Origin of the sequence: Geobacillus sp. Manikaran-105, assembly GCF_002809955.1 — a bacterium.
GTDB classification, from domain to species: domain Bacteria; phylum Bacillota; class Bacilli; order Bacillales; family Anoxybacillaceae; genus Geobacillus; species Geobacillus thermophilus.
This window is the reverse complement of sequence record NZ_PIJG01000001.1, coordinates 72,687-96,728: the sequence shown is the minus strand read 5'-3', so window position 1 is coordinate 96,728 and position 24,042 is coordinate 72,687. Positions and strand designations below refer to the sequence as shown.

At 55.4% G+C, this 24,042-nt stretch carries 21 protein-coding genes; all 21 read right to left on the bottom strand.

Annotated elements, in window-relative coordinates:
- Positions 1–70: 70 nt before the first annotated feature.
- Positions 71–4,375 (bottom strand): PolC-type DNA polymerase III, encoded by a 4,305-nt coding sequence (locus CV945_RS00510; RefSeq protein WP_100658915.1) that lies wholly within the window; start codon positions 4,373–4,375, stop codon positions 71–73.
- A 105-nt stretch (positions 4,376–4,480) separates the two neighbouring features.
- Positions 4,481–6,184 carry a proline--tRNA ligase gene (locus CV945_RS00505; RefSeq protein ID WP_047818151.1) on the bottom strand — a complete coding sequence of 568 codons (1,704 nt, stop codon included), beginning with the start codon at positions 6,182–6,184 and terminating at the stop codon, positions 4,481–4,483.
- Positions 6,185–6,208: 24 nt separating this feature from the next.
- Positions 6,209–7,474 carry an RIP metalloprotease RseP gene (gene rseP / locus CV945_RS00500; protein WP_193443729.1) on the bottom strand — a complete coding sequence of 422 codons (1,266 nt, stop codon included), beginning with the start codon at positions 7,472–7,474 and terminating at the stop codon, positions 6,209–6,211.
- 2 nt (positions 7,475–7,476) lie between these two features.
- Complete coding sequence (gene dxr, locus CV945_RS00495; protein ID WP_047819265.1) at positions 7,477–8,625, bottom strand: 1-deoxy-D-xylulose-5-phosphate reductoisomerase; 1,149 nt, start codon at positions 8,623–8,625, stop codon at positions 7,477–7,479.
- Between the two features lie 20 nt (positions 8,626–8,645).
- Positions 8,646–9,440, bottom strand: coding sequence for a phosphatidate cytidylyltransferase (locus tag CV945_RS00490; RefSeq protein WP_100658913.1), 795 nt, complete (start codon positions 9,438–9,440; stop codon positions 8,646–8,648).
- Positions 9,437–10,210: an undecaprenyl pyrophosphate synthase gene (locus tag CV945_RS00485; protein ID WP_033008094.1), complete on the bottom strand. Its 774-nt coding sequence runs from the start codon at positions 10,208–10,210 to the stop codon at positions 9,437–9,439. Before CV945_RS00485 ends, CV945_RS00490 begins: the two co-directional genes overlap by 4 nt.
- 82 nt (positions 10,211–10,292) lie before the next feature.
- Positions 10,293–10,850, bottom strand: a complete 558-nt coding sequence (frr, locus tag CV945_RS00480; RefSeq protein WP_033008096.1) for a ribosome recycling factor — start codon at positions 10,848–10,850, stop codon at positions 10,293–10,295.
- A 2-nt stretch (positions 10,851–10,852) separates the two neighbouring features.
- On the bottom strand, positions 10,853–11,575 hold the full coding sequence (pyrH, locus tag CV945_RS00475) for a UMP kinase (protein WP_033008098.1): 723 nt from the start codon (positions 11,573–11,575) through the stop codon (positions 10,853–10,855).
- A gap of 68 nt (positions 11,576–11,643) precedes the next feature.
- The gene (gene tsf, locus CV945_RS00470; protein WP_033008101.1) at positions 11,644–12,528 is read right to left on the bottom strand and encodes a translation elongation factor Ts; all 885 of its coding nucleotides are present in this window, start codon (positions 12,526–12,528) and stop codon (positions 11,644–11,646) included.
- Positions 12,529–12,686: 158 nt separating this feature from the next.
- Entirely contained in the window at positions 12,687–13,394 is a 708-nt protein-coding gene (gene rpsB / locus CV945_RS00465) for a 30S ribosomal protein S2 (protein WP_021322279.1), read from the bottom strand.
- 162 nt (positions 13,395–13,556) lie between these two features.
- Entirely contained in the window at positions 13,557–14,174 is a 618-nt protein-coding gene (locus tag CV945_RS00460) for a hypothetical protein (RefSeq protein WP_033008174.1), read from the bottom strand.
- A gap of 8 nt (positions 14,175–14,182) precedes the next feature.
- Positions 14,183–14,428 (bottom strand): hypothetical protein, encoded by a 246-nt coding sequence (locus CV945_RS00455; protein WP_011230747.1) that lies wholly within the window; start codon positions 14,426–14,428, stop codon positions 14,183–14,185.
- A gap of 16 nt (positions 14,429–14,444) precedes the next feature.
- A complete protein-coding gene (locus CV945_RS00450; protein ID WP_033008102.1) occupies positions 14,445–15,200 on the bottom strand; it encodes a FliA/WhiG family RNA polymerase sigma factor in 756 nt (251 codons plus the stop codon).
- Positions 15,201–15,240: 40 nt separating this feature from the next.
- Positions 15,241–15,738: a chemotaxis protein CheD gene (locus CV945_RS00445; protein WP_033008103.1), complete on the bottom strand. Its 498-nt coding sequence runs from the start codon at positions 15,736–15,738 to the stop codon at positions 15,241–15,243.
- The gene (locus tag CV945_RS00440) at positions 15,735–16,367 is read right to left on the bottom strand and encodes a chemotaxis protein CheC (protein WP_100658912.1); all 633 of its coding nucleotides are present in this window, start codon (positions 16,365–16,367) and stop codon (positions 15,735–15,737) included. The genes CV945_RS00445 and CV945_RS00440 overlap by 4 nt, the downstream gene beginning before the upstream one ends.
- A gap of 22 nt (positions 16,368–16,389) precedes the next feature.
- Positions 16,390–16,827 (bottom strand): chemotaxis protein CheW, encoded by a 438-nt coding sequence (locus CV945_RS00435; protein ID WP_011230743.1) that lies wholly within the window; start codon positions 16,825–16,827, stop codon positions 16,390–16,392.
- An 83-nt stretch (positions 16,828–16,910) separates the two neighbouring features.
- The gene (locus CV945_RS00430; RefSeq protein WP_033008105.1) at positions 16,911–18,911 is read right to left on the bottom strand and encodes a chemotaxis protein CheA; all 2,001 of its coding nucleotides are present in this window, start codon (positions 18,909–18,911) and stop codon (positions 16,911–16,913) included.
- Positions 18,912–18,923: 12 nt separating this feature from the next.
- Positions 18,924–19,973, bottom strand: a complete 1,050-nt coding sequence (locus CV945_RS00425; RefSeq protein ID WP_050368509.1) for a protein-glutamate methylesterase/protein-glutamine glutaminase — start codon at positions 19,971–19,973, stop codon at positions 18,924–18,926.
- A 9-nt stretch (positions 19,974–19,982) separates the two neighbouring features.
- Positions 19,983–20,849 (bottom strand): MinD/ParA family protein, encoded by an 867-nt coding sequence (locus CV945_RS00420; RefSeq protein ID WP_021322273.1) that lies wholly within the window; start codon positions 20,847–20,849, stop codon positions 19,983–19,985.
- Complete coding sequence (flhF, locus tag CV945_RS00415) at positions 20,843–21,982, bottom strand: flagellar biosynthesis GTPase FlhF (protein ID WP_050368508.1); 1,140 nt, start codon at positions 21,980–21,982, stop codon at positions 20,843–20,845. The genes CV945_RS00420 and flhF overlap by 7 nt, the downstream gene beginning before the upstream one ends.
- Positions 21,979–24,024, bottom strand: coding sequence for a flagellar biosynthesis protein FlhA (flhA, locus tag CV945_RS00410; RefSeq protein ID WP_100658911.1), 2,046 nt, complete (start codon positions 24,022–24,024; stop codon positions 21,979–21,981). Before flhA ends, flhF begins: the two co-directional genes overlap by 4 nt.
- Between the last annotated feature and the right edge of the window lie 18 nt (positions 24,025–24,042).

Genomic DNA, 24,042 nt, shown 5'->3' with positions numbered 1-24,042 from the left:
GCCATTATCTTTGCCAATTCCACTAAAACTATAACACATTGGGAAATATATTGCAACGAAAAACCGTCCGTCAGAACAAGGACAGCTGGTTATGATCCGGAAGCGAGTCGAGGCAGCCGCGGCTTTCGAGATACTCAAGCAGCGTTTTCGACACTTTGCCGCGCTGCTGCAAATCTTCTTTTGACAAAAACTCCCCTTCTTCGCGGGCGCGCACAATGTTTTGCGCCACGTTCGTCCCGAGCCCCGGGATGGCGTTAAACGGCGGAATAAGCGAGTTGCCGTCAATGACAAATTCGGTCGCCTGCGAGCGGTACAAGTCGATATTTTTAAAGGAAAAGCCGCGCTCGCACATTTCTAGCGCCACTTCCAGCACCGTGAGCAAGCTTTTCTCTTTCGCCGTCGCCTGAATGCCTTTGGCGTTGATTTCCTCAATCCGCTTGCGAATGGCGGCTGATCCTTTGATCATGGCATCAAGGTCAAAGTCCTCCGCCCGCACCGTAAAGTACGACGCGTAATACAAAAGCGGATGGTGCACCTTAAAGTAGGCGATGCGCACCGCCATCAACACGTAGGCCGCCGCGTGCGCTTTCGGGAACATGTATTTGATTTTTTTGCACGAGTCGATGTACCATTCCGGCACGTTATGCTTGCGCATCTCCGCCTCAAATTCCGGCGTCAATCCTTTCCCTTTGCGCACCGATTCCATAATTTTAAACGCCAGCGACGGCTCAAGCCCGCGGTAAATGAGATAGACCATAATGTCGTCGCGGCAGCCGATCACCTCAGAAAGCGTGCACGTGCCATTTTGAATGAGTTCTTGCGCGTTGCCAAGCCATACATCGGTGCCGTGCGACAAACCGGAAATTTGTACGAGCTCGGAAAATGTTTTCGGCTTCGTTTCTTCGAGCATTTGCCGGACAAAGCGCGTGCCGAATTCCGGGATGCCGATCGTGCCGACGTTGCACATAATTTGCTCCGGCGTAACGCCAAGCGGCTCGGTGCTGCTGAAAATGCCCATCACGTCCGGGTCGTCGGTCGGGATCGTTTTCGGATCGATGCCGCTTAAATCTTGCAGCATGCGGATGACCGTCGGATCGTCGTGTCCGAGAATATCGAGCTTCAATAAATTGTCATGAATCGAGTGGAAGTCAAAATGGGTCGTCCGCCATTCCGATGACGTATCATCGGCTGGATATTGGATCGGCGTAAAGTCGTAAATTTCCATATAATCGGGAACGACGATAATGCCTCCAGGGTGCTGCCCAGTCGTCCGCTTCACTCCGGTGCAGCCGGCCGCCAGCCGGTCGATTTCCGCGCCGCGCAGCTCTAAGTTATGGTCGCTCGCATAGCCTTTCACAAACCCGTACGCCGTTTTGTCGGCGACCGTGCCGATCGTTCCGGCGCGGTAGACGTTGTCTTCGCCAAACAGCACTTTCGTATAGTTGTGGGCGCGCGGCTGGTACTCGCCGGAGAAGTTCAAATCGATATCCGGCACTTTGTCGCCTTTAAAGCCGAGGAACGTCTCAAACGGGATGTCATGCCCGTCTTTTTTGTATTTCGTCCCGCATTGCGGGCAGTTTTGATCCGGCAAGTCAAAGCCCGACCCGACCGAACCGTCATTAAAAAACTCGGAATGTTTGCAGTTCGGGCAGACGTAATGCGGCGGCAGCGGGTTCACCTCGGTAATTTCCGTCATCGTCGCGACAAACGATGAGCCGACCGAGCCGCGCGACCCGACAAGGTAGCCGTCATCGAGCGACTTTTTGACGAGCTTATGCGAAATTAAGTAAATGACGGCAAATCCGTGGCCGATAATGCTCTTCAGCTCTTTTTCAAGCCGCTCCTCAACGAGTTTCGGCAGCGGGTCTCCGTAAATTTCTTTCGCCCGCCGGTAGCTCATTTCCTTGATTTCCTCGTCCGCCCCTTCGATGCGCGGCGTGTACAGCTCATCCTTGATCGGCTTCACTTCACCGATTAACGAAGCGATTTTTTGTGTGTTGTCGACGACGATTTCTTTCGCTTTTTCCGGCCCTAAAAACGAGAAGCAATCCAGCATTTCGTTCGTCGTGCGGAAATACACATCCGGCAGCTCATGCCGGTTGAGCGGGTTCGCCCCGCCTTGCGAATGGATTAAAATTTTCCGGTAAATTTTGTCCTCCGGATTTAAATAATGGACGTTGCCGGTGGCGACGACCGGAATGTTGAGCTTTTCGCCAAGGGCGACGATGCTGCGGATGATGTTTTGGATCATCTCTTCATCCTTGACGTAATCCATTTCAATGAGCGGCTTGTACACCTCGGGCGGATGCACCTCAAGAAAATCGTAAAAGCGGGCGATGTCTTCGACTTCCTCCGGCGCCTTTTGGATCAAGTTGTCAAACAGCTCGCCTTTGTCGCAGCCCGAGCCAACGAGCAGCCCTTCACGATGCTTGACCAGCACGGAGCGCGGGATGCGCGGCACGCGGTGAAAATAATCGATGTGCGACAGCGAGACGAGCTTGAACAAGTTTTTCAGCCCGATGTCGTTTTGCGCCAACAGCGTCGCATGGAACGGGCGCGCCAGGCGGTACGACGCATCGCTGTGCGTGCGGCTGTTTAATTCGTCATGAAACAGTATGCTGCGCTCTTCCGCTTCCTTCAATAGCCGCATAAGCAAATGCCCGGTTGCCTCCGCGTCGTAGATGGCGCGGTGGTGCTGGGTCAGTTCAATGTCGAACTTTTTGCAAAGCGTGTTCAGCCGGTGGTTTTTCAAATCCGGATACAAAAAGCGGGCGAGTTCAAGCGTGTCAATGACCGGATTGGTGAGCTTGCCGCGTCCCATGCGGGCGAGGCCTGCGTTTAAAAACCCGATGTCAAAGCTGGCGTTATGGGCCACAAGCGTCGCATCGCCAATCCAGTCAACAAAACGGGCCAGCACCTCATCCGGCTGCGGAGCGTCTTTCACCATTTCGTCCGTGATTCCGGTCAATTCCATCGTCGTCACGGACAGCGGATGTCCCGGATTGGCAAAGGACATAAACCGGTCGATGATCTCGCCGTCTTTGATTTTGACGGCCGCCAGCTCAATGATCGTATTGTACACAGCCGACAGCCCGGTCGTTTCAACGTCAAAGACGACGTATGTCTCCTCCGAAAGACGGCGGTGCGTTTCATTGTAGGCGATCGGCACGCCATCGTCGACGATGTACGCCTCAAGGCCGTAAATGACCTTCATGCCGTGTTTTTTCGCCGCGCTGTAGGCCTCCGGAAACGACTGAACAACGGCATGGTCGGTGACGGCGATCGCCGGATGACCCCATTTTTTCGCTTGTTCGATGAGTTTTGTCACCGAGGTAACCGCGTCCATTTGGCTCATCGGGGTATGCAAATGGAGCTCGACCCTCTTTTCCCCTTCGGGCGCTGTATCTTGCCGTTCGTTTGCAGCGATTTCGTTCAAATCGTTGGCGATGATGACCAAATCGCGGACGAATGTGTCGTTTTGCACGCTGCCGCGCACTTTCACCCACATGCCTTTTTTGACGCCGCTCATGAGCTCGGCGTCCTCTTTGTCGCGCGAGAACATTTTGACTAAAATCGAGTTCGTGTAATCGGTGATTTTCATGGTCAACAGCGTGCGGCCGCTTTTGAGCTCGCTCACCTCAGCGTCAAACACATACCCTTGCACCACAACGCGCCGCTCTTCCTCAACGATCGTCTCAAGCGGACGCACTGGCTCCTCGTCGCGGATCGGGTAGCCGATGACGAGCGGTCCGGATGGAGAAGCGGCTGCTGCCTTTTCCTCTTCTTTTGCCATATCGGTCAGCACCGCCAACGCCCGCTCTTCATCTTCTTGCTGCTTTTGCGCCAAAAACTGCTCCATTTCCTGCTCAGCCGGTTGCACGTCGACTTCCAGCTGAAGCGGCGGAAAACCGAACGACGCGTAAATCGCGGCGATTTTTTGCGCAAACCGCCGTTTGACGGCCAGCGCCTCCGCCTCGTGGCGGGCGGTGATAACGAGCTTGTTCCCTTTCACCGCCGGCGTCTGCCGGCTCAGCAAATCGACAAGCAGCGAGACGCCTTCTTGCAGCTCGGCGAGGCAAAGCGGCCAGTACGCCCGCACATCGTCTTCCGTTACGCGCGGCGATTCGACATCAATCGTATACCGGATGGCAGCGATATGGCGGAAAGCAGCCGCCAAGCGGTCCGTAAACGATTTGTACACCTCGGCCGGCAGCACGTTGGCGAACTGAAAATAGAAATGCCAGCTTTTTTCTTCTTTATCAATCACGACTTTGTGAATGAACGCATCACGGAAATACGGCATCCATTCATCCGACGTCATCTTCAGTTGCTCAAGCAAAACGAAAAACCGCTCTTTTTGTTCTTTCGTGGCCATGATTTCCCCTCTCAACGAAATCGTTTCTCTTTCTAATCATACCATACAAACGCCAAAAAGCGCCGACGGAAAAGAAACTCGTTCTTTTTCGCCGGCGCCGTTCGTTCACCCTTGCAAGAGGCGGCGCACCGTATCGGTCAATTCGCCCACCGGCACGTCAAACGTCTCACCTGTTTTTCGCACTTTCACTTCGACGATGCCTTCGCCCGCCCGCTTGCCGACGGTGACGCGAACCGGAATGCCGATCAAATCGCTGTCGGCAAACTTGACTCCGGCCCGCTCCGGGCGGTCATCATATAACACTTCAAATCCTGCCTGTCCCAATTTTTCGTACCATTCCTCCGCCAACGCTCGCTGCTCGTCGCTTTTCGCGTTCGCTGTCAGCAAATGGATATGAAACGGCGCCACCGAAGCCGGCCAGACGAGCCCATTTTCATCGGCAAACTGCTCGGCAATCGCCGCCACCAGCCTGGAGACGCCGATGCCGTAGCAGCCCATGATCATCGTCTTCGTTTGGCCGTTTTCATCCAAGTACACGGCGTTCATTGCCTCGCTGTATTTCGTGCCAAGCTTGAACACGTGCCCGACTTCAATGCCGCGAGCGAAGCGGATCGTCCCTTTGCCGTCCGGAGACGGGTCGCCCTCTTGGACAAAGCGCAAGTCGGCGTATTGACTGACGGCAAAATCGCGGTCCGGGTTGACGCCGATGTAATGGTAGCCTTCCTCATTCGCGCCGCAAACACCGTTGACGATGGCAGCAACAGCATGGTCCGCGATCACCATGACCGCTTCGCTGACACCGATCGGACCGAGCGAGCCGACCGGCGCCCCCATCACCCGTTCTGTTTCTTCCGGCGTCGCCAGCTCCACGACGGTGGCGTCGAGCACATTTTTCACTTTCACCTCGTTCGCCTCGTGGTCGCCGCGGACAAGAACAAGCACGTACCGGCCATCGACATTGAACAAAAGCGACTTGATGCAGCGCTCCGGCGAAACTTGTAAGTAGGAAGCGACTTCATCAATCGTTTTTTGCCCCGGCGTCGCCACTTTTTTCAATTCGGCCGGCGGCTCGCTGCTTTTCTCGTACGTGGTCACAACCGGCGCCATTTCAATGTTGGCGGCATAGTCGGACGCGTCGGAATAGGCGATCGTATCTTCGCCAATGTCCGAGAGCACCATGAACTCGTGCGTATCTTTGCCGCCGATCGCCCCCGAATCCGCGATGACGGCGCGGAAGTTTAAGCCGCAGCGGCGGAAAATGTTCGAATAGGCGTTATACATGTCGTTGTACGTTTCATCCAAACTTTCTTTTGACGTATGGAACGAATAGGCGTCTTTCATCATGAATTCACGGCCGCGCAGCAGTCCGAAGCGCGGGCGCTTTTCATCGCGGAATTTCGTTTGGATTTGGTACAACACAAGCGGCAGCCGCTTGTACGTTTTCACTTCATCGCGGACGATCGCCGTGATCATTTCCTCATGCGTCGGTCCAAGGGCGAAATCGCGCTCGTGCCGGTCTTTTAAGCGCATCAACTCCGGTCCGTACGAATACCAACGGCCGGACTGCTGCCAAAGCTCGGCCGGCTGCAGCGCCGGCATCAGCAGTTCCATGCCGCCGATGCGGTTCATCTCCTCACGGATGATCGCTTCAATCTTTTGCAGCACGCGTTGCCCGAGCGGCAAAAACGTGTAGACTCCGCTCGCGCTCTGGCGGATGAAGCCGGCCCGCAGCAGCAGCTGATGGCTTTTCACTTCCGCGTCCGCCGGCACTTCGCGCAATGTCGGAATAAACGCTTGACTTTGTCTCATTCACAGCCACCTCATTCTCTCTCTTTATAGGAAAAATTTTTGAATGTCGTTCCATGTGACGACAAGCATCAGCAACATAAGCAAGGCGAAACCGATAAAATGGACCATTCCTTCTTTTTGCCGGTCGACCGGCTTGCCGCGCACGGCTTCAATGGCGAAAAAGAGGAGCCGCCCGCCGTCTAGCGCCGGCAATGGCAACAAGTTGACAATCCCGAGGTTGATGCTTAAAATCGCGCTCCATTTCATCAAGTAGTAGATCCCGGACTCCGCCACCTTGCCAGTCGATACAGCGATGCCGACCGGGCCTGACAGCATGTCAAGCTGAAACTGGCCGGTGATCAATTGAACGAGCCCTGTTGCAATTTCCCTCGTCCAGTAATACGTCTCGACCAGCCCTTGCTTTACGGAGCCGAACACCGATTTTTCCATCGGCTGATAGACGCCGATTAAGCCGATCGTCTCCCCTTGAATCGTTTTCGCTTCCGGGGTGACGGTCACGCTCATGTCTTTCCCGTTCCGCTCAATTTGAAACTCCAGCGGCTCCTCTGGATGAGCGCGAATCGTGTTGACGATTTCCGTCCACGTTTCCATCCTTTCGCCGTTGATGGCGATGACCTCATCCCCTTGCTTCAACCCCGCCGCGCGCGCCGCTCCATCCGGCGTCAGCTCGCCGATGACCGGCTTGTCGACCGGGTAGCCTTGCAAAAGGCCGATGATGATAAAGACGAGGACGGCCAATAGAAAGTTGGCGAGCGGGCCGGCCAAAATCGTCATCGTCCGCTGCCCGAGCGTTTTTGCCGCAAATTGGCGGTGGTACGGGGCGATTTGAATTTCTTGGCGGTCGACGACAAAAAACGCCGGTTCTTTCACCGCAAACCGCTCCAGCCGCTCGCCGTCGGCATAGCCGGTGACATACATGCCATGCTCCAAATCAGCGTCTTCCACCTCAACGACCCGAATGTTCGGATAATCGTCCTTATGGTTGAGGACGATTTTTTCCACCCGTCCTTCACTGTCAAGCAAAAGACCGACGACTTGCCCGCGCTTCAGCTCGATCGTTTCCGGGTCTTCGCCGGCCATGCGGACGAAACCGCCAAGCGGCAAAAGCCGGATCGTATACACCGTTTCACTTTTCTTAAACGAAAACACTTTCGGTCCGAACCCGATGGCAAACTCGCGGCACAAAATGCCGGCCCGTTTGGCCAGCAGCAAATGCCCGAGCTCGTGAAAAAAGACGAGAGCGCCGAAGACAACAATAAACGAAATAATCGATTCCAACGTTTCAACCACCTTTATGCTAATAGTGAGCGGACATAAGCGCGCACATCCGCGTCAATTTCGCGAATCTCTTCAAGCTGCGGATCGTCCACCGGCTGATGGCGCTCAAGAGCGCGCTCGATCCACTCCTCGATGGCCAAAAACGGAATGCGTCCGGCTAAAAACGCCGCCACCGCTTCCTCATTGGCGGCATTCAACACCGTCGGCAGCGAGCCGCCGCGTTTTCCAGCTTCATAGGCAAAGCGGAGGCAGCGGTAACGGTCAAAATCGACCGGGGCGAAATGGAGCGCCCCAAGCGCAGCCAAATCGAGCGGCTTGGCCGCCGCAAGCGGCAGCCGCTCCGGATAGGCGAGCGCGTATTGAATCGGGATGCGCATATCCGGCGTGCCCAACTGGGCTAAGATGCTCGTGTCGCGAAACTCGACGAGCGAATGGATGACGCTTTCTCGGTGCAGCACGACCTCGATCCGCTCATACGGCAGCCCAAACAGCCAATGCGCTTCAATGACTTCAAACCCTTTGTTCATCATTGTGGCGGAATCAATCGTAATTTTCGCCCCCATCGACCAATTCGGATGGCGAAGCGCTTCTTCGACCGTCACATGAGCGAGCTCTTCGCGCGTCCGATCGCGAAAGCTCCCGCCCGACGCGGTCAGAATCAGCTTCTCCACGTGTTCACGCTTTTCCCCTTGCAAGCATTGAAAAATGGCGGAATGCTCGCTGTCAACCGGCAACAGCGGCACACCGCGCCGCTTGGCTGCCGCCGTGACAAGATGCCCGGCAACGACAAGCGTCTCTTTATTGGCGAGAGCGATCGTCTTCCCGGCTTCAATCGCTTTTAATGTCGGCACGAGGCCGACGCTGCCGACGACGGCGGTGACAACGACGTCCGCCTGCGGGCAAATAGCCGCCTCCACCAACCCTTCCTCTCCGTACACGACTGCAGTCCGCCCGCTGTACTCGCAGCGAAGCACTTCGTAAGCGTCTCGGTCGGTGACAGCGACAAGAACAGGGGAAAACTCAGCAATCAGCTTTCTTGCCGCTTCCACATTTTTCCCAACCGATGCCGCCGCCAGACGAAACTTGTCCGGATGAGCGCGCATGACATCGAGCGTTTGCTGGCCGATCGATCCGCTCGCCCCTAATATACTAATATATTTCAACATTTTCACTCCTCATCCGCTTATCGTACTGCTTCGATGAATATGTATAAGAGCGGCAGCACAAACAGCAGACTGTCAAACCGGTCCAAAATGCCGCCATGCCCCGGCAAAATCGCCCCCGAATCCTTCACGCCGTAATGGCGTTTGAAAGCGGACTCGACCAAGTCGCCAAGCTGGCCGAACATCGAAAGCAAAAGCGCAATCCCCACAGCTACCCCAAGGCTGCCGAACGGGCCGACTGCCCATTCGTAAACGGCCGCGATGACAACAGCGCAGACGACGCCGCCAATGGCGCCTTCGACTGTCTTATTCGGGCTGATTTCCGGCCATAGCTTGCGCCGGCCGAACGCGCGGCCGAGAAAATACGCTCCGATGTCGGTCGCCCAAATGACAAACAGCGCGTAGACGAAGTACGCCAAGCCGGCCAAGCGGATCGCGGCGAAGCAGAAAAACCCGACGCCAACATACAAAACCGCCAGCACGACAAATGCTGCCTCATCAAACGTCAGCGCATTTTTTGTCACGACGGTGCCGACAAGCAGCAAAAAAGCGAGCGCGGCCAGCACACCGAACTTTGTCGTCCCGGACGCCAGCCATTCTTGGCCGTAAAGAGCGGGAACAAGCAGGAGCCAAAGGGCGGCAAACCCGGCGGCCCCAGCGAAAGACAACGGGGACATCCCTTTCATCCGCAGCAGCTCAAACAGTCCGACCGTGGCCAATATATATGTTACTATTATAAACGGAAATCCGCCAAAAATAACAATCGGCAAAAAGAGCGCCGCCGCTATGACTCCGGTGATGATTCGCTGCTTCATCGCGCTGACACTCCTCCAAACCGGCGGTCGCGGCGCTGGTAGGCAGCGATCGCCTCTAGAAAATGTTGCTCCGTAAAATCCGGCCATAAAACGTCTGTAAACCAAAGTTCCGTATACGCCAATTGCCAAAGCATGAAATTGCTCAGGCGGATCTCTCCGCTTGTGCGAATGAGCAAGTCCGGATCTTTCAGGCCGTTCGTCATCAAGTATGAGGAAATGAGCGGCTCCGTAATATCGTCCGGCGCGAGCACCCCGCGCTCGACATCCTCAGCGATCCGCTTTACAGCGGCGGCAATCTCCGCCCGGCTTCCGTAATTGAGCGCAAAGTTTAAAATTAAGCCGGTGTTGCCGCTCGTTTCGTGAATCGCTTGCTCAACCGCCCGGCGCGTATGATCGGGCAGCCCGTCCATATGGCCGATCACCTGAACTTTCACGTTTTCAGCGACGAGCTCGGGAAGAAACGTCGTCAAAAACTGTTCCGGCAGCTTCATTAAATAGTCGACTTCCGTTTTCGGCCGTTTCCAGTTTTCCGTCGAAAACGCGTAAAGCGATAAAATTCCGATCCCAAGCTCATTGGCAAAACGGGTGATTTTGCGCACGACTTGCATGCCTTCGTAATGGCCGGCCACCCTCGGCAGCGCCCGTTTTTTTGCCCATCTCCCGTTCCCATCCATAATGATGGCAACATGGTTCGGAATCGGATGGCCAAGCACATCCTCTTTTGTCAGCGGGGCATCTTCCCGCTTCGCTTTTCGGATTTTATTAAACATACGAGTCCTCCGCCAACATGTTTTGCCTTTCCATTATAGCAAAAAAACCCTCCATCAACATAGAGGGTTTGCATCGTTTTGCCTATACTTCCATAACTTCTTTCTCTTTCTCTTTTGTGATGGCGTCGATTTTGGCGATATGGTCATCGGTCAGTTTTTGCACATCATCAGTGTAGCTGCGAAGTTCGTCTTCCGTAATTTCGCCGTTTTTCTCGAGCTTTTTCAGCTCGTCGTTCGCGTCGCGGCGGATGTTGCGAACCGCGACTTTCGCATCTTCTGAATATTTTTTGACAAGCTTGGCCAGCTCGCGGCGCCGCTCTTCCGTCAACGGCGGAATGACAAGGCGGATGACCGATCCGTCGTTTGATGGCGTCAACCCTAAATCCGATGCTAAAATCGCTTTTTCCATCTCTTTGATGACCGATTTGTCGTACGGCTGGATGACGAGCAGGCGCGCTTCCGGCACGCTGATCGAAGCAAGCTGGTTGATCGGCGTTTGGACGCCGTAATAATCAACCGTCACTTTTTCGAGCAGCCCGGCGTTCGCCCGTCCGGCGCGAATGCTTGCCAGCTCGCGGGTGAATGCTTGCACGGCCTTATCCATTTTTTCTTTCGCCTGTTGAATCACTTGCTTTGCCATCGTTATTTCCCCCTTACGATCGTTCCGATGTTTTCGCCTAAGACAGCGCGTTTAATGTTGCCTTCTTCCATGATTGAAAAGACGATAAGCGGAATGTTGTTGTCCATGCAAAGCGATGAAGCAGTCGAATCCATGACGCCAAGCCCTTGCTTGATGACGTCCAAGTACGACAGCTCGTCGTACTTAACAGCGTTGGCGTCAACGTTCGGATCGGCGCTGTAGACGCCGTCGACGTTGTTTTTCGCCATTAAAATGACGTCCGCTTCAATTTCCGCCGCCCGCAAGGCCGCCGTCGTATCGGTCGAAAAATACGGGTTGCCTGTGCCGGCGGCGAAAATGACAACTCGTTTTTTCTCAAGATGGCGGATCGCCCGCCGGCGGATGTACGGCTCGGCGACTTGCCGCATTTCAATCGACGTCTGCACCCGCGTCTCGACGCCGAGCTGCTCGAGGCTGTCCTGCAGGGCAAGCGAGTTCATCACCGTCGCCAACATCCCCATATAATCGGCTGTCGCCCGGTCCATCCCCATTTCGCTTCCCGTTTTTCCGCGCCAAATGTTGCCGCCGCCGACCACGATGGCGATTTCCACGCCAAGCTCAGCCACTTCTTTCACTTGTCTGGCGATCGACTGGATCACCGCCGGCTGAATGCCAAACCCTTGCTTTCCGGCGAGCGCTTCCCCGCTTAATTTTAATACGACACGTCGATATTTTGGCTGTTCCATGTCCGACCTCCATGATGCAAATCGCTTTGAAAAACAGGGAACACGCGCGTGTTCCCTGTTGCGGTCCGTCACTGCTTTCTGACTTGGCTCATGACTTCTTCAGCGAAATTGTCTTGGCGTTTTTCGAGCCCTTCACCGACTTCATAGCGGATGAACTGTTTAACGGTCGCCCCGTTCGATTCCACATATTGGCGCACTGTGACATCTGGATTTTTGACGAACGCTTGCTCAAGCAGGCAAACGTCTTCGTAAAACTTTTTCAAACGGCCCTCAACCATTTTCTCGACAATATTTTCCGGCTTGCCTTCGTTTAACGCCTGCTGTTTCAATACTTCGCGTTCGCGATTAAGTTCTTCCTCCGGCACATCCTCGCGCGAAACATATTTCGGATGGAGCGCGGCGATATGCATGGCCACGTCTTTGGCGACCTCTTCGCTGGCGTTGCCGGCTAATAACGTTAATACGCTGATGCGCCCGCCCATGTGCAAGTACGCGCCAAACGTTTCACCGTCCGCTTTGTTGACGACGGCAAAGCGGCGGAGCGTAATTTTTTCGCCGATTTTGGCGATCGCTTCGTTGATGTAGTCTTGGACGGTCGCGCCGTTGTCCATCGTTTGCCCGAGCGCCTCGTCAAGCGAAGCCGGCTTTTGTTTCAGCAAGTGGGCGGCCAGCTCTTTGACGAGCGTTTGGAACGACTCGTTTTTGGCGACGAAGTCCGTTTCCGAGTTCACTTCCAAAATGACGGCTGTGTTGCCTTCAGCAGCGACGTACGTCATTCCTTCCGCCGCGATGCGGTCCGCTTTTTTCGCCGCTTTGGCGATCCCTTTTTCACGCAGCCAGTCGATCGCCTTTTCCATGTCGCCGTTTGTTTCGGTGAGCGCTTTTTTGCAGTCCATCATGCCTGCGCCCGTTTTTTCGCGCAGCTCTTTGACCATTTGTGCTGTAATTGCCATGAATAAATCCTCCTTCTTTTGATCGCATATATGTATCGATGCCGGCAACGGATGCCCATTTTGCCCTTATTCGTTAGTATAGCCAAAAGTTGCTGACTTTTGTCTAAAAAAAGGTGATAAAAGGCTTTCCCCTCTTATCACCTTTCCTCCACCTTGCCTTACTCTGCTGCCACAGCGGCTTCTTCGCCTTGTTTCGCCTCAAGCACCGCATCGGCGATTTTCGACGTCAACAGTTTGACGGCGCGGATGGCGTCGTCGTTCGCCGGAATGACGTAGTCGATCTCATCCGGATCGCAGTTCGTGTCGACAATGCCGATGATCGGGATGTTCAACTTGCGCGCTTCCGCCACTGCAATCCGTTCTTTGCGCGGGTCGATGACAAACAGCGCATCCGGCAGTTCTTTCATGTCTTTAATGCCGCCTAAAAATTTCTCAAGCCGCTCTTTTTCTTTTTTCAAACCGATGACTTCTTTTTTCGGAAGAACGTCAAATACGCCATCTTCTTCCATTTTTTCAATTTCGCGCAACCGCTTGATCCGCTTTTGGATCGTTGCAAAGTTTGTCAGCGTGCCGCCAAGCCAGCGTTGGTTGACATAAAACATGCCGCAGCGTTCGGCTTCTTCTTTCACGGATTCTTGCGCTTGTTTTTTCGTGCCGACGAACAAAATTTTGCCGCCATTCGCCGCCAGTTCGCGGACGAAGTTGTATGCTTCCTCGACTTTTTTCACCGTTTTTTGCAAGTCGATGATATAGATGCCGTTGCGCTCCGTGAAAATGTATTTTTTCATCTTCGGATTCCAACGGCGCGTCTGATGTCCAAAGTGGACGCCAGCTTCAAGCAGTTGTTTCATCGAAATAACCGACATGTATGCTCCTCCTGTTTCCTTAGTGGTTTTTGGTCCTCCGCCTGCCTCATCTTTCAGCAAGACTGGCGTTGCCAGCACCGTTGCTGAAATCATCAGGCGTGTGTATTCACACCATGAAAAAATATATCACAACTGCAAGCGGCAAATCAAGCTGTTATTCGCCTATTGATTCGTTTTTTGCGCAAATTTGAGCCATAGCTCGACTTCTGTTTTCCCTTTGCCGAGCTGTTTGGCAATTTCCTCGACCGTCGCCCCTTCCGCATATAGGCGGCGAGCAAGCTCACTCGCGTCCGCTGGTCGGGTGAGTGAAAGTTCGAGTACATCCTTGACCGTTCCGATGTCTGGGAAATAGCCCGGAGCGGCGCTTGGGCGGCTTGTTTCTGTGCGTTTTTCGGTTTCTCCCCGCTCCGCCGGCTCGTTTTCCTCCTTTTTTGCTTCCGCTGTTCGCTTTTCGAACCCCCCTCCGATTTCACCGCCTCCTGCCCCCAGCATGGACGCCGTCTCTTTCCCGTTTGCGCCCCGTTGCACACTGGGCGCATCGTTCGTTTCCGGTGCAGAAACGAATGGAGCCGCTCCGCTGCCAAGCAACGAATCAAGTTCAGCCAAAAAGCGCTTGTTTTCTTCCTTCCAAGCAGCGAGATAAGCGGTCATGGCTTCCTCGAGCTCCTCGGCCCGCCTCTCCGCCTCGCCAAGCCGCGACAGGCGAAGGAAAAGCACAATGATCAACCAAAACGACAAGGCGTGCAGCAGCAAACTGATCGTTAGCCAAAATGCCATCATGATGTTCACTATCCTTGAATGTCGATCGTTTTTCCTTTATAAGGGTGTCCTCCAAAACGGGACGCCTCCTGCTCAAGACGGGCGCTCGTTCGTTTATCCGTCACCCGACGGCGCGCACGCTCCGCCCGCTTTTGGCCGGCAGTTGCCATTTGCGCCTGCACTGCATAGGAGTGTTGTTGCGTCGAGGCTTGAAGCCTTTCCGCGTCGGGCGCTTTCGGCATGACGCTTTGCAACGCTGGAAGCTGGATGTCCATCGCTTTTTCTCTCCCCTCATGGCTCTTTTTCAAAAAAGCGGCGCAATTTCCAAAGCGCTTTCGCATGAATTTGCGAAATTCTTGATGTCGACAAATGCAAAAGGCTCCCGATTTCTGTAAACGTCAGCTCCTCTTTATAAAACAAACTGATGACGAGCTGCTCTTTTTCATTCAGCTGTCCGATGGCTTCAGCCAGCTTTTCGATCATTTCCTGCTTAACGATTTGCTCCTCGGGAAGCGGAGCGCGGTCGTCGCGAACCGCCAACAGTCCTTCATCTTCGTCGACGGTCGTCTGCCCGAGCGGCAGCCAATGGGAAAAAAACGTTTCACTCGCCGCCGCCTGCACTTCCTCTTCCGTCATCCCGAGCTCAGCGGCGATCTCTTTCGCCGTCACCGATCGCATGTGCCGCTGTTCAAGCCGCTCGATCGCTTCCTCAATTTTTTTTGCCTTATCGCGCACGCTGCGCGGCAGCCAGTCTTCTTTGCGCAAACCGTCCAATATCGCGCCGCGGATGCGGAACGATGCATACGTATCGAATTTCAAATCGCGCGATGGGTCAAACTTTTCAATCGCATCGTACAACCCGAGGAGCCCAAGACTGATCAACTCATCCTTTGGCACGGAGCTCGGCAGCGTCGCCGAAAGCCGCTGCACATGGTAGGAAACAAGCGGCATATAGCGCTGCACGAGCTCTTCAGCCGCGCGGCGGTCGCGGCCGTTGACCCAGTCGTCCCAATATTTCCGTTCTTCGCCTTTTAGCGCGCTCCCCATCATTCTCTCCCTCGCCTCGCGGAAACCACATATCGTTCCATCATATTTCTTTTATGTCCTGGCACGCCGTGCGGATGGCCAGCACGCCCGTCTGCGGATTAAACTCGATTGTGCGGCCGCTATGGCCCCCGACATCTTCGGCGACGACCGGAATGTGAAGCCGCTCGAGCTGCTTTTTCACTTCCTCCACATTGCGCGCGCCAATGCGCATCATATCGCCGCCAACTGTCGAAAACGAAAACATTTGCGCCCCTCCGGCCAACTTCGCTTTGAGCATGCCCTTCCGTCCTCCAGCGGCCAGGACGAGCTTACAAAGCGCTTCCACCGCTGTATCAGCGTATTTGGCGGCATTGACAACTCCCCCGCGCGCCATCGATGAATGCGGCAGCATCACGTGCGCCATACCGGCAACCGCCTTGCCTACATCGTAAATGACGACACCGACGCACGACCCAAGCCCGCACGTGCGGATGACATTCGGCGCTATGACGACCTCCATTTCCGCAATGCCGATTTTGACAGCCTGCGCTGTGCTCATAGACCATCCACACCTAACGCTCGAAAGATGGTGGAAAACGACTCGGGGTCAGGTAGAAGAAAGAAATGGCCGTTGATGCTTTCGTCCGGGCGCCGTTCATCGTAAATGGCTGTGTCAATCAAAATGGCGTAATCGCCAACACGCGACAGCTCAAGCAATCCGAACGACAGCACAGCTCCAATCATGTCGATAGCCAATGCCGGCACGGACGGGTGCAAGTTGAGCCGCGTAAAGTCAGCCAATGCCGACAAATACGAGCCGGCTAAAATATTGCTGAGCTCCTGAAGCGCCGAGCAGCCAAGCTCATGGGCTTCTCCTTGAAACGAAAACGAGTCATCGCCAATCATCCGACGGACAAACCGCTCAGCCTGTTCCGGCGGCAACACGAAAAACATGTTTCCCGGCGCTTCTCCTTCGATGCGCAAATAGACGCACGCCACTACTTGTTCCGGTCCACCGATTGATTCCATCATTTCGGCAAACGTCGCAATTTGAACGCGCGGCACCGCCATTTCAATTTTTTTGTTTAGCAACGTCGACAAAGCCGTCGCCGCGTTGCCGGCGCCAATGTTGCCGATTTCGCGCAAAATGTCAATATGCATCCCCGTCAAGTTGCGAATATCGTCCAATGTCAACGCTCCTCTCCACGGATTATCGGTCGAGCACTTTCGCCAAATCGAGCAAAATGAGGAGCCGATTCTCCACTTTCGCCACGCCGTCGATGTAACTTGCCTCAACGGAGCCAATTGCCTCTGGCGGCGGTTCGATGCTTTCCGCCGGCAGATCAAGGACATCATTCGCGGCATCGACGATGAGCCCAACTTCCATATCCTCAAGAGCAACGATAATGATCCGCGTCTGTTCCCCATATGGTTCGGGGGCAAACCCGAACCGCTCGCGCAAATCGATGATCGGCGTCACAACACCGCGCAAGTTGATGACCCCTTTTACATAATGGGCCGTCCCCGGCACGCGCGTGATCGGCTGCATTTTCTCGATGGAACGGACATGCTGCACCGGCAGAGCATATTCTTCTTCTTTCAGGCGAAACGCAATCACTTTCCAGTCTGCTTGCACGCTGGCCGTCATCCAATCCTCCCCCTTTTTTTCGACATGCCACTGAAAACGGCAGATCAACGCCATAGGCGCCCCCGCACCGACACGGCCATCTCCTACTTCACGAGCGCGTTGCAGTCGATAATCAGCGCCACTCGGCCGTCTCCCAAAATCGTCGCCCCCGAGATGGCGAAAACCGAAGATAAATAGTTTCCTAGCGATTTCAACACGACTTCTTGCTGCCCGATAAACGAGTCGACCGCCAGCGCCGCCAGTTTTTCCCCTTTCCGGACGATCACGACCGCCACCGCATCTCCGTCATCGGCTGCTCCAGGAACAGCGAAGACGTCTTTCAGGCGGACGAGCGGCACGATTTTGCCGCGAAAATCGATGACCGGCTGGTTGTGGGCGGAAAAAATCTCTTCCTTTTTCACCAGCGCCGTCTCAATGATCGATGACAGCGGAATCGCGTACGTTTCCTCGGCGATTTGAACGAGCAACACAGAAATGATCGACAATGTGAGCGGCAGCTGAATCGAAAAGAGCGACCCTTTTCCAGGCTGCGAATCGACCGAAACGGTGCCGCCGAGCGACTCAATCGTGCTTTTGACGACATCCAAACCGACGCCGCGGCCGGAAATGTCAGAAACTTGCTCAGCGGTCGAAAAGCCGGGAGCGAAAATAAGCTCGTAAATTTGCTGATCGTTCAAATGCTCCGCCGCCTGCGGCGAGACAATGCCGCGGCTTTTCGCCTTTTGCAGCACCTTCTCCCGGGAAATGCCGGCGCCGTCATCCTCGATTTCAATAAAGACATGGTTGCCGCTATGGTACGCTCGCAATTGAACGGTCCCTTCTTCCGGCTTTCCGCGCGCCACCCGGACGTCCGGCGCTTCGATGCCGTGGTCGAGCGCATTGCGGATCAAATGGACAAGCGGGTCGCCGATTTCATCGATCACCGTCCGGTCAAGCTCGGTATCCGCGCCGATGATGTCAAGGCGCACCTTTTTGCCGAGCTCGCGGGCGAGCTGGCGCACCATGCGCGGGAAGCGGTTGAACACTGTTTCGACCGGCACCATGCGCATATTTAAAATGATCGTCTGCAAATCGCTCGAGATGCGAGACATCCGCTCGACCGTTTCCGTCAATTCGGCATGGTTCAGTTCGCGGGAAATTTGCTCAAGCCGACCGCGGTCGACAACCAATTCTTCAAATAAGTTCATCAACCGATCGAGCCGTTCAATGTTGACGCGGATCGTTTTCGTCGCCTGTTTCGCTGTTTGTTTTTCCGGCGCCTCCGCTTCGGCCTGAACGGCCGCCGCCTGCTCCATAGCGGCCGGTTGTTGGGGCGCAGCCGCTTTCTCGCTTTCTGCCGACGGTTCATTGCTCGATAGCATAGACACCTTGACGTCATCAATTTCCGAAATGCCCATCAGCCGCTTTTGCAACTCATCGGCTGGCGCTTTGGATACAACCGTAACGAGAAACTCCCGGTCAAACTGTTCTTCCTCCAGCATCTCGACCGGCGGCGTTGCTTTCACAATTTCTCCGACTTCATTCAGCTTTTCAAACACCATATAGACGCGCGCTGCTTTCAACAAGCAATCATCGCGAAGCCGAACGCGGATTTCGTAGACGGAAAATCCCTGCTCCTTCGCCTGCTCGAGCACATGGTATTCAAATTCCCCATACGCATGTTCAAGGGGCGGTTCTTCTCTTGCTGCCTGCTTGTTCGGCATCTCCCCTTGCTCGATTCGTTTCAGCTGTTCGACTGTTCTCCTTACATCGCGCGTTCCGTCGCCGCCTGCAGCGATGGAACTGATCATCGCCTCCAAATGGTCGACGGCCTCAAAAATGACGTCAAGCAATTCCGGGGTAACGGAAAGCCGCCGATTGCGGATGCCATCGAGCACGTTTTCCATTTGGTGCGTCAAATTGGCCAAATCTTCAAACCCCATCGTGGCGGACATGCCTTTCAACGTATGGGCCGAACGGAAAATATCATTCACCACAGACATGTCCTCCGGAGTTTTTTCAAGTTCCAACAGCCGCTCGTTGATCGCCTGCAAATGCTCTTTGCTTTCATCAATAAATAAATCCAAATATTGGCTCATGTCCATGCCGTTTCCCCCTCACTCCCCGATCAATTGGACGATGGCAGCGGCGATGCTGTCAAGCGGAACGATGACATCAACGACGCCAGCCTCGATCGCCGCTCTTGGCATCCCAAAGACAACGGCTGTCTCGCGCGCTTCCGCGATCGCTTTTGTGTTCCCGCTTTCCTTCAGCTTTTTCAACCCCGCTGTTCCGTCGCTTCCCATCCCGGTCATGATCACCGCGATTTTCCGACAGAGGCGAATGGCAGCGAGCGACTCGAACAACACGTCAACAGCCGGACGATGGCCGGCGCGCGGCGGCGATTCGTCGAAACGGGCTTTAAGCGCGCCACCTTCTTCGCGAACGATGAGATGGACGCCGCCTGGCGCGATATAGGCGGTGCCATTTTGCAGCACTTCCCCGTCTTCCGCCTCCTTGACCGTGATCGCGGCAAGCGCATCAAGCCGGTTGGCGAGCGATGTCGTAAATCCTTTGGGCATATGCTGGACAGCGACGACCGGAGCGGCTAGATCGGGCGGAAGCTGCGTCAGCACCGTCTCGAGCGCGCGCGGGCCGCCGGTGGAAGTGCCGATCGCGACGATGGCCTGTTGCGGCCGCGCCGCCGCTTTGAACGATGGGCACCAAGACGGACGTTGGCGGCGCGGGGCAGTCAAGGCAGCCACGTTCGCTTCGCTCGCGTGCAGCACTTTGCCAATCAGCTCGTCTTTCACTTTGTACAAATCGAGCGAAATCGGTCCGGACGGCTTAGCGACAAAGTCGACCGCCCTGTACTGCATGGCGGCGATCGTGTTTTCCGCCCCTTCGGTCGTCGTGCTTGACACCATGACGACCGGCACGGGATGGTCCCGCATGATGCGCTGCAACGTTTCGAGTCCGTTCATGACCGGCATTTCCACATCAAGCGTCACGACATCCGGCCTTAGGGCGGCGATTTTCTCGAGCTCCTCCCGGCCGTTGCGAGCTGTTCCGATGACTTCGAGGCGCGGATGTTCGGACAAAAAATCACTGATCCATTTGCGCATAAACGCCGAGTCATCGACGACAAGCACCTTGATCGTCTTCATGTTCCGTCTCTACCTTTCTAGCAAAAGTTGACGCAGCTTCGCAAAAAAGCGGGGAGCCCGCTCCGGCTCTTTTTCTCCTCCCGCCGCATAGCGGCATGCCATTTGACGCACTGCCCGGCTCGCCTTCGCCGCTGGATCAAAGAGAACAAACGGCGTTTGCCGGACGACACAGCGCGCGACCATCCGGTCTTCAGGAACGACGCCAAGCAAGGCGATGTCTTTATGGAAAAACCGACTGGCGGCATGCTGCAGGCGCGAAAAGACGCCATATCCTTCCCGCTCGCTGCCGGCGCGGTTGACGATGACGGAAAACGGTGCCTCGCTGCCGGCGGTGTGCATATATTTCATCATGGCGTACGCATCCGTCATCGCGGTCGGCTCCGGCGTCGTGACAATAAACACATCGTCGACGGACTTTAAAAAATACAATCGTTCTTCTGAGGCACCCGCCCCCATATCGAAAATGAGATAATCATATCGCGACGCCACCGTCTGCAGCTCGGCCAACAAATAGTCGATAGCGGATCGATCGACACTCAACCATTGCGCGGCGCCCGTCCCCCCAGCAATATACGATAGATGCTCCGGTCCGCTTTTTACCAGCTCGGAAAGCGGCAACCGCGCGGAAAACCAATCCGAAAGCGTCAATGGCGACGACTGGCCGAGCAAAATGTCGATGTTGCCCATGCCGATGTCCATATCAAGCAGCAAGACGCGAAACCCGAGCTTCGAGAGCGACAGCGAAAAATTGAGCGAAAGGTTTGACTTGCCGACTCCGCCTTTCCCGCTCGTCACCGCGATGGTCCGCGGCCCCGCCGCCGGCTGGCGCCGGCGGCCCAGCTCATAGCGCAGCCGTTCTGCTTGATCGCTCACCATCGCTCCGCCCCAAACAGCAGATGAACGAGCCGGTCTGCGGACGCTTCCACCATGTCGTCCGGCACATTTTGCCCGTTCGTGAAATAGGCGGCGGCAAGCCGGCTGTCAAGCAACACATTGACGATCGTTCCAAACGAGTCCGTCTCATCGAGCTTCGTCACGATCAGCCGATCGATCGGCAGGCGGGAAAAGTGGTTGTAAATCGTTTTCATATCGTCATACTTTCCCGTGGCGGCGAATACAAGAAACGTTTCCGTTTCGCTGTCAAACTCGAGCGTTTGCTGCAGTTCATCCACGTATTGCGGGTTGCGGAAGTTGCGGCCAGCCGTATCGACGAACAAGAGATCGCAACCGGCCAATTTCCGCTTCGCCGTCCGAAAATCGTCGGCATTGTAGCATACTTCCAACGGAGCGTGCAAAATGTCGGCATACGTCTTCAGTTGGTCGATGGCGGCGATCCGGTACGTGTCGGCCGTGATGAACCCGACTTTTTTCCCTTGCTCGAGGACGGCGCGCCCTGCCATTTTGGCGAGCGTCGTCGTTTTTCCAACCCCGGTCGGACCAAGCAAAATCATATACTTTTTTTGCTCCGCCGTTTTGACAAACGGAAGCGTCGACAATAGATCGCGCACCGCTTCTTTCGTCCAGGCGGAGACCGCAGCGGGCGACCGGCTGTCTTTGTCGGCATACCACCGTTCAAGCAGGCGATCCATCACTTGGCGGACGTACACATCCGCCATCCCTTGCCGAATGAGGCGCCGTTCCGCTTCCGCAAGCGGCGGAGGATACAAAAGCGAAGACGAGCGGGCGTTGAACTGACGGATGAGCGCCTTGACTTCCTCGATCTCACGGGCAAGCGAGCCGTCTTCCTCCCGCTCGGCCGCCGGCAAAGGGGCAAAGGACGCAGCACTCTGCTGACGCGTCAAAGACGCGGCGGCATCCGGCTGACGCGGCGGCAGTGGATCCGGATCAACGCCGGCCAACACTTCGATCTTTTTTTTCGCAAACAGACCGAAAAATCCGCCGGTCTGCACGACTTTCGAGTGCAAAATGACGGCGTCGCGGCCAAGTTCGGCGCGAACCATTTTCATCGCTTCGTTCATGGACGGGGCGACAAATTTTTTCACTTTCATTCGATTTCCACCATCCCCACGCTTTGAACTTCGACGTCAGCTTCGAGCTCGTTGTACGACAGCACTGGGATTGACGGAAAATGGCGCTCCGTCAGCTGCCGGACATACATGCGCACCGCCGGAGAACAGAGCAAGATCGGCGTTTGGCCGGCGAACGGGTGGCGGTCGAGCGCCGCCGCCACCGCCTCGACAAGCGCCTGCGCCCGCGCCGGATCAAGCGCCAAATAGCGTCCGTGCTCCGTTTGCTGCACCGCATCGGCAATCGTTTTTTCCGCCTTGCCCGAAAGCGTAATGACACGCAGCGGTTCGCCCGGCACGGCGTACTGCTTCGTGATTTGCCGCGCCAGCGCCTGGCGGACGTATTCCGTCAACAAGTCGGTGTCGGCGGTCAGGCGGGCAAAGTCGGCAAGCGCCTCAAAGATAAGCGGCAAATTGCGGATCGACACTTTCTCTTTCAATAGCTTGGCGAGCACTTTTTGCACGTCGCCGACAGACAACGGATTCGGCGTCACATCGTCGACAAGCACCGGATACGATTCTTTTAAATGATCGATCAGCTGTTTTGTTTCCTGGCGCCCCAGCAGTTCGTGGGCATGGGCTTTCAGCACCTCCGTTAAGTGTGTCGAGACGACCGATGGCGGGTCGACGACCGTATAGCCGAGCATTTCCGCGCGGTCTTTGGCCGCCTCGGAGATCCACTTCGCCGGCAGGCCAAACGCCGGTTCAACCGTGTCAATCCCTTCGACCGATCCGTCATCAATCCCGGGGCTCATCGCCAAATAATGGTCAAGCAGCAGCTCGCCGCGCGCCACCTCTTCGCCTTTAATTTTCACTCGGTATTCGTTCGGCTGAAGCTGGATGTTGTCGCGGATGCGCACAACCGGAACGACGATGCCGAGCTCAAGCGCGAGCTGACGGCGGATCATGACGATCCGGTCAAGCAGGTCGCCGCCTTGGGCGGCATCCGCAAGCGGAATAAGCGCGTAACCGAACTCGAACTCGATCGGGTCGACATGCAATAGTTGAATCACGCTCTCCGGACTTTTTAATTCGTCAGCCGCCGCTATTTCTTCATCCGGCTGGACGGCAGCCGCTTCCCCCTGTTTTTGCTGCTCGACAAATCGGTAGCCGCCAAATGCCAGCAGCCCGGCGATCGACATTGTCAACGCATCGTTGATCGGGGTAAACAAGCCGAGCAGGAAAATCGTTCCCGCCGTGACGTACAACATTTTCGGAAACGCAAATAACTGACGCATAATGTCGCCGCTTAAATTGCTGTCAGACGCCGCACGCGTGACGATGATGCCGGTCGCGGTCGAAATCAACAGCGCCGGAATCTGGCTGACGATTCCGTCGCCGACCGTCAACAACGTATAGCGCTTCGCCGCCTCCGCCATGTCCATTCCTTGCTCAACAACGCCGATCACCATGCCAAACAGCATATTGATGATCACGATAATAATGCCGGCGATGGCGTCGCCTTTTACAAATTTGCTCGCTCCGTCCATCGCACCGTAAAAATCGGCCTCTTGGGCGATTTTTTCCCGCCGCTCGCGCGCTTCCTGCTCCGAGATCATGCCGGCGTTCAAATCAGCGTCAATGCTCATCTGTTTGCCCGGCATCGCATCGAGCGTAAAGCGGGCCGCCACTTCCGAGACACGCTCCGCCCCTTTTGTGATCACAATGAACTGAATAATGACCAAAATCAAAAACACGACAAACCCGACGACGACATCGCCGCCGACGACGAACGTCCCAAACGTCTCAACGACGCCGCCCGCTTCCCCCTTGCTTAAGATCGAACGGGTTGTCGAGACATTCAACCCGAGCCGGAACAACGTCAGCACTAACAGCAATGACGGAAAAACGGAAAACTGAAGCGGCTCTTTCGTGTTCATCGCCGTCAGCAAAACGAGCAAGGCGAGGGAAATGTTGATGATGATCAAAACGCTCAGCAGCCATGTCGGCAATGGAATGACGAGCATGGCGACGATGAGCACAACCATAATTAACACGGATAAATCTTTGAGCTGCGCTTGCATGGTTTTCTCCCCTTGCTG

Excerpts from the sequence above, each read along its gene's own strand:
- CV945_RS00485 (WP_033008094.1), bottom strand. The coding sequence starts at position 10,210 with ATGTTTAATAAAATCCGAAAAGCGAAGCGGGAAGATGCCCCGCTGACA.
- CV945_RS00445 (WP_033008103.1), bottom strand. The coding sequence starts at position 15,738 with ATGAGCACAGCGCAGGCTGTCAAAATCGGCATTGCGGAAATGGAGGTC.
- tsf (WP_033008101.1), bottom strand. The coding sequence starts at position 12,528 with ATGGCAATTACAGCACAAATGGTCAAAGAGCTGCGCGAAAAAACGGGC.
- CV945_RS00450 (WP_033008102.1), bottom strand. The coding sequence starts at position 15,200 with ATGGGGAGCGCGCTAAAAGGCGAAGAACGGAAATATTGGGACGACTGG.
- CV945_RS00490 (WP_100658913.1), bottom strand. The coding sequence starts at position 9,440 with ATGAAGCAGCGAATCATCACCGGAGTCATAGCGGCGGCGCTCTTTTTG.
- frr (WP_033008096.1), bottom strand. The coding sequence starts at position 10,850 with ATGGCAAAGCAAGTGATTCAACAGGCGAAAGAAAAAATGGATAAGGCC.
- CV945_RS00425 (WP_050368509.1), bottom strand. The coding sequence starts at position 19,973 with ATGAAGACGATCAAGGTGCTTGTCGTCGATGACTCGGCGTTTATGCGC.
- CV945_RS00460 (WP_033008174.1), bottom strand. The coding sequence starts at position 14,174 with ATGATGGCATTTTGGCTAACGATCAGTTTGCTGCTGCACGCCTTGTCG.
- pyrH (WP_033008098.1), bottom strand. The coding sequence starts at position 11,575 with ATGGAACAGCCAAAATATCGACGTGTCGTATTAAAATTAAGCGGGGAA.
- flhA (WP_100658911.1), bottom strand. The coding sequence starts at position 24,024 with ATGCAAGCGCAGCTCAAAGATTTATCCGTGTTAATTATGGTTGTGCTC.
- CV945_RS00435 (WP_011230743.1), bottom strand. The coding sequence starts at position 16,827 with ATGACGGCCAGCGTGCAAGCAGACTGGAAAGTGATTGCGTTTCGCCTG.
- CV945_RS00430 (WP_033008105.1), bottom strand. The coding sequence starts at position 18,911 with ATGGACATGAGCCAATATTTGGATTTATTTATTGATGAAAGCAAAGAG.
- CV945_RS00420 (WP_021322273.1), bottom strand. The coding sequence starts at position 20,849 with ATGGTGAGCGATCAAGCAGAACGGCTGCGCTATGAGCTGGGCCGCCGG.
- flhF (WP_050368508.1), bottom strand. The coding sequence starts at position 21,982 with ATGAAAGTGAAAAAATTTGTCGCCCCGTCCATGAACGAAGCGATGAAA.
- CV945_RS00455 (WP_011230747.1), bottom strand. The coding sequence starts at position 14,428 with ATGGACATCCAGCTTCCAGCGTTGCAAAGCGTCATGCCGAAAGCGCCC.
- rpsB (WP_021322279.1), bottom strand. The coding sequence starts at position 13,394 with ATGTCGGTTATTTCGATGAAACAACTGCTTGAAGCTGGCGTCCACTTT.
- CV945_RS00505 (WP_047818151.1), bottom strand. The coding sequence starts at position 6,184 with ATGAGACAAAGTCAAGCGTTTATTCCGACATTGCGCGAAGTGCCGGCG.
- CV945_RS00510 (WP_100658915.1), bottom strand. The coding sequence starts at position 4,375 with ATGGCCACGAAAGAACAAAAAGAGCGGTTTTTCGTTTTGCTTGAGCAA.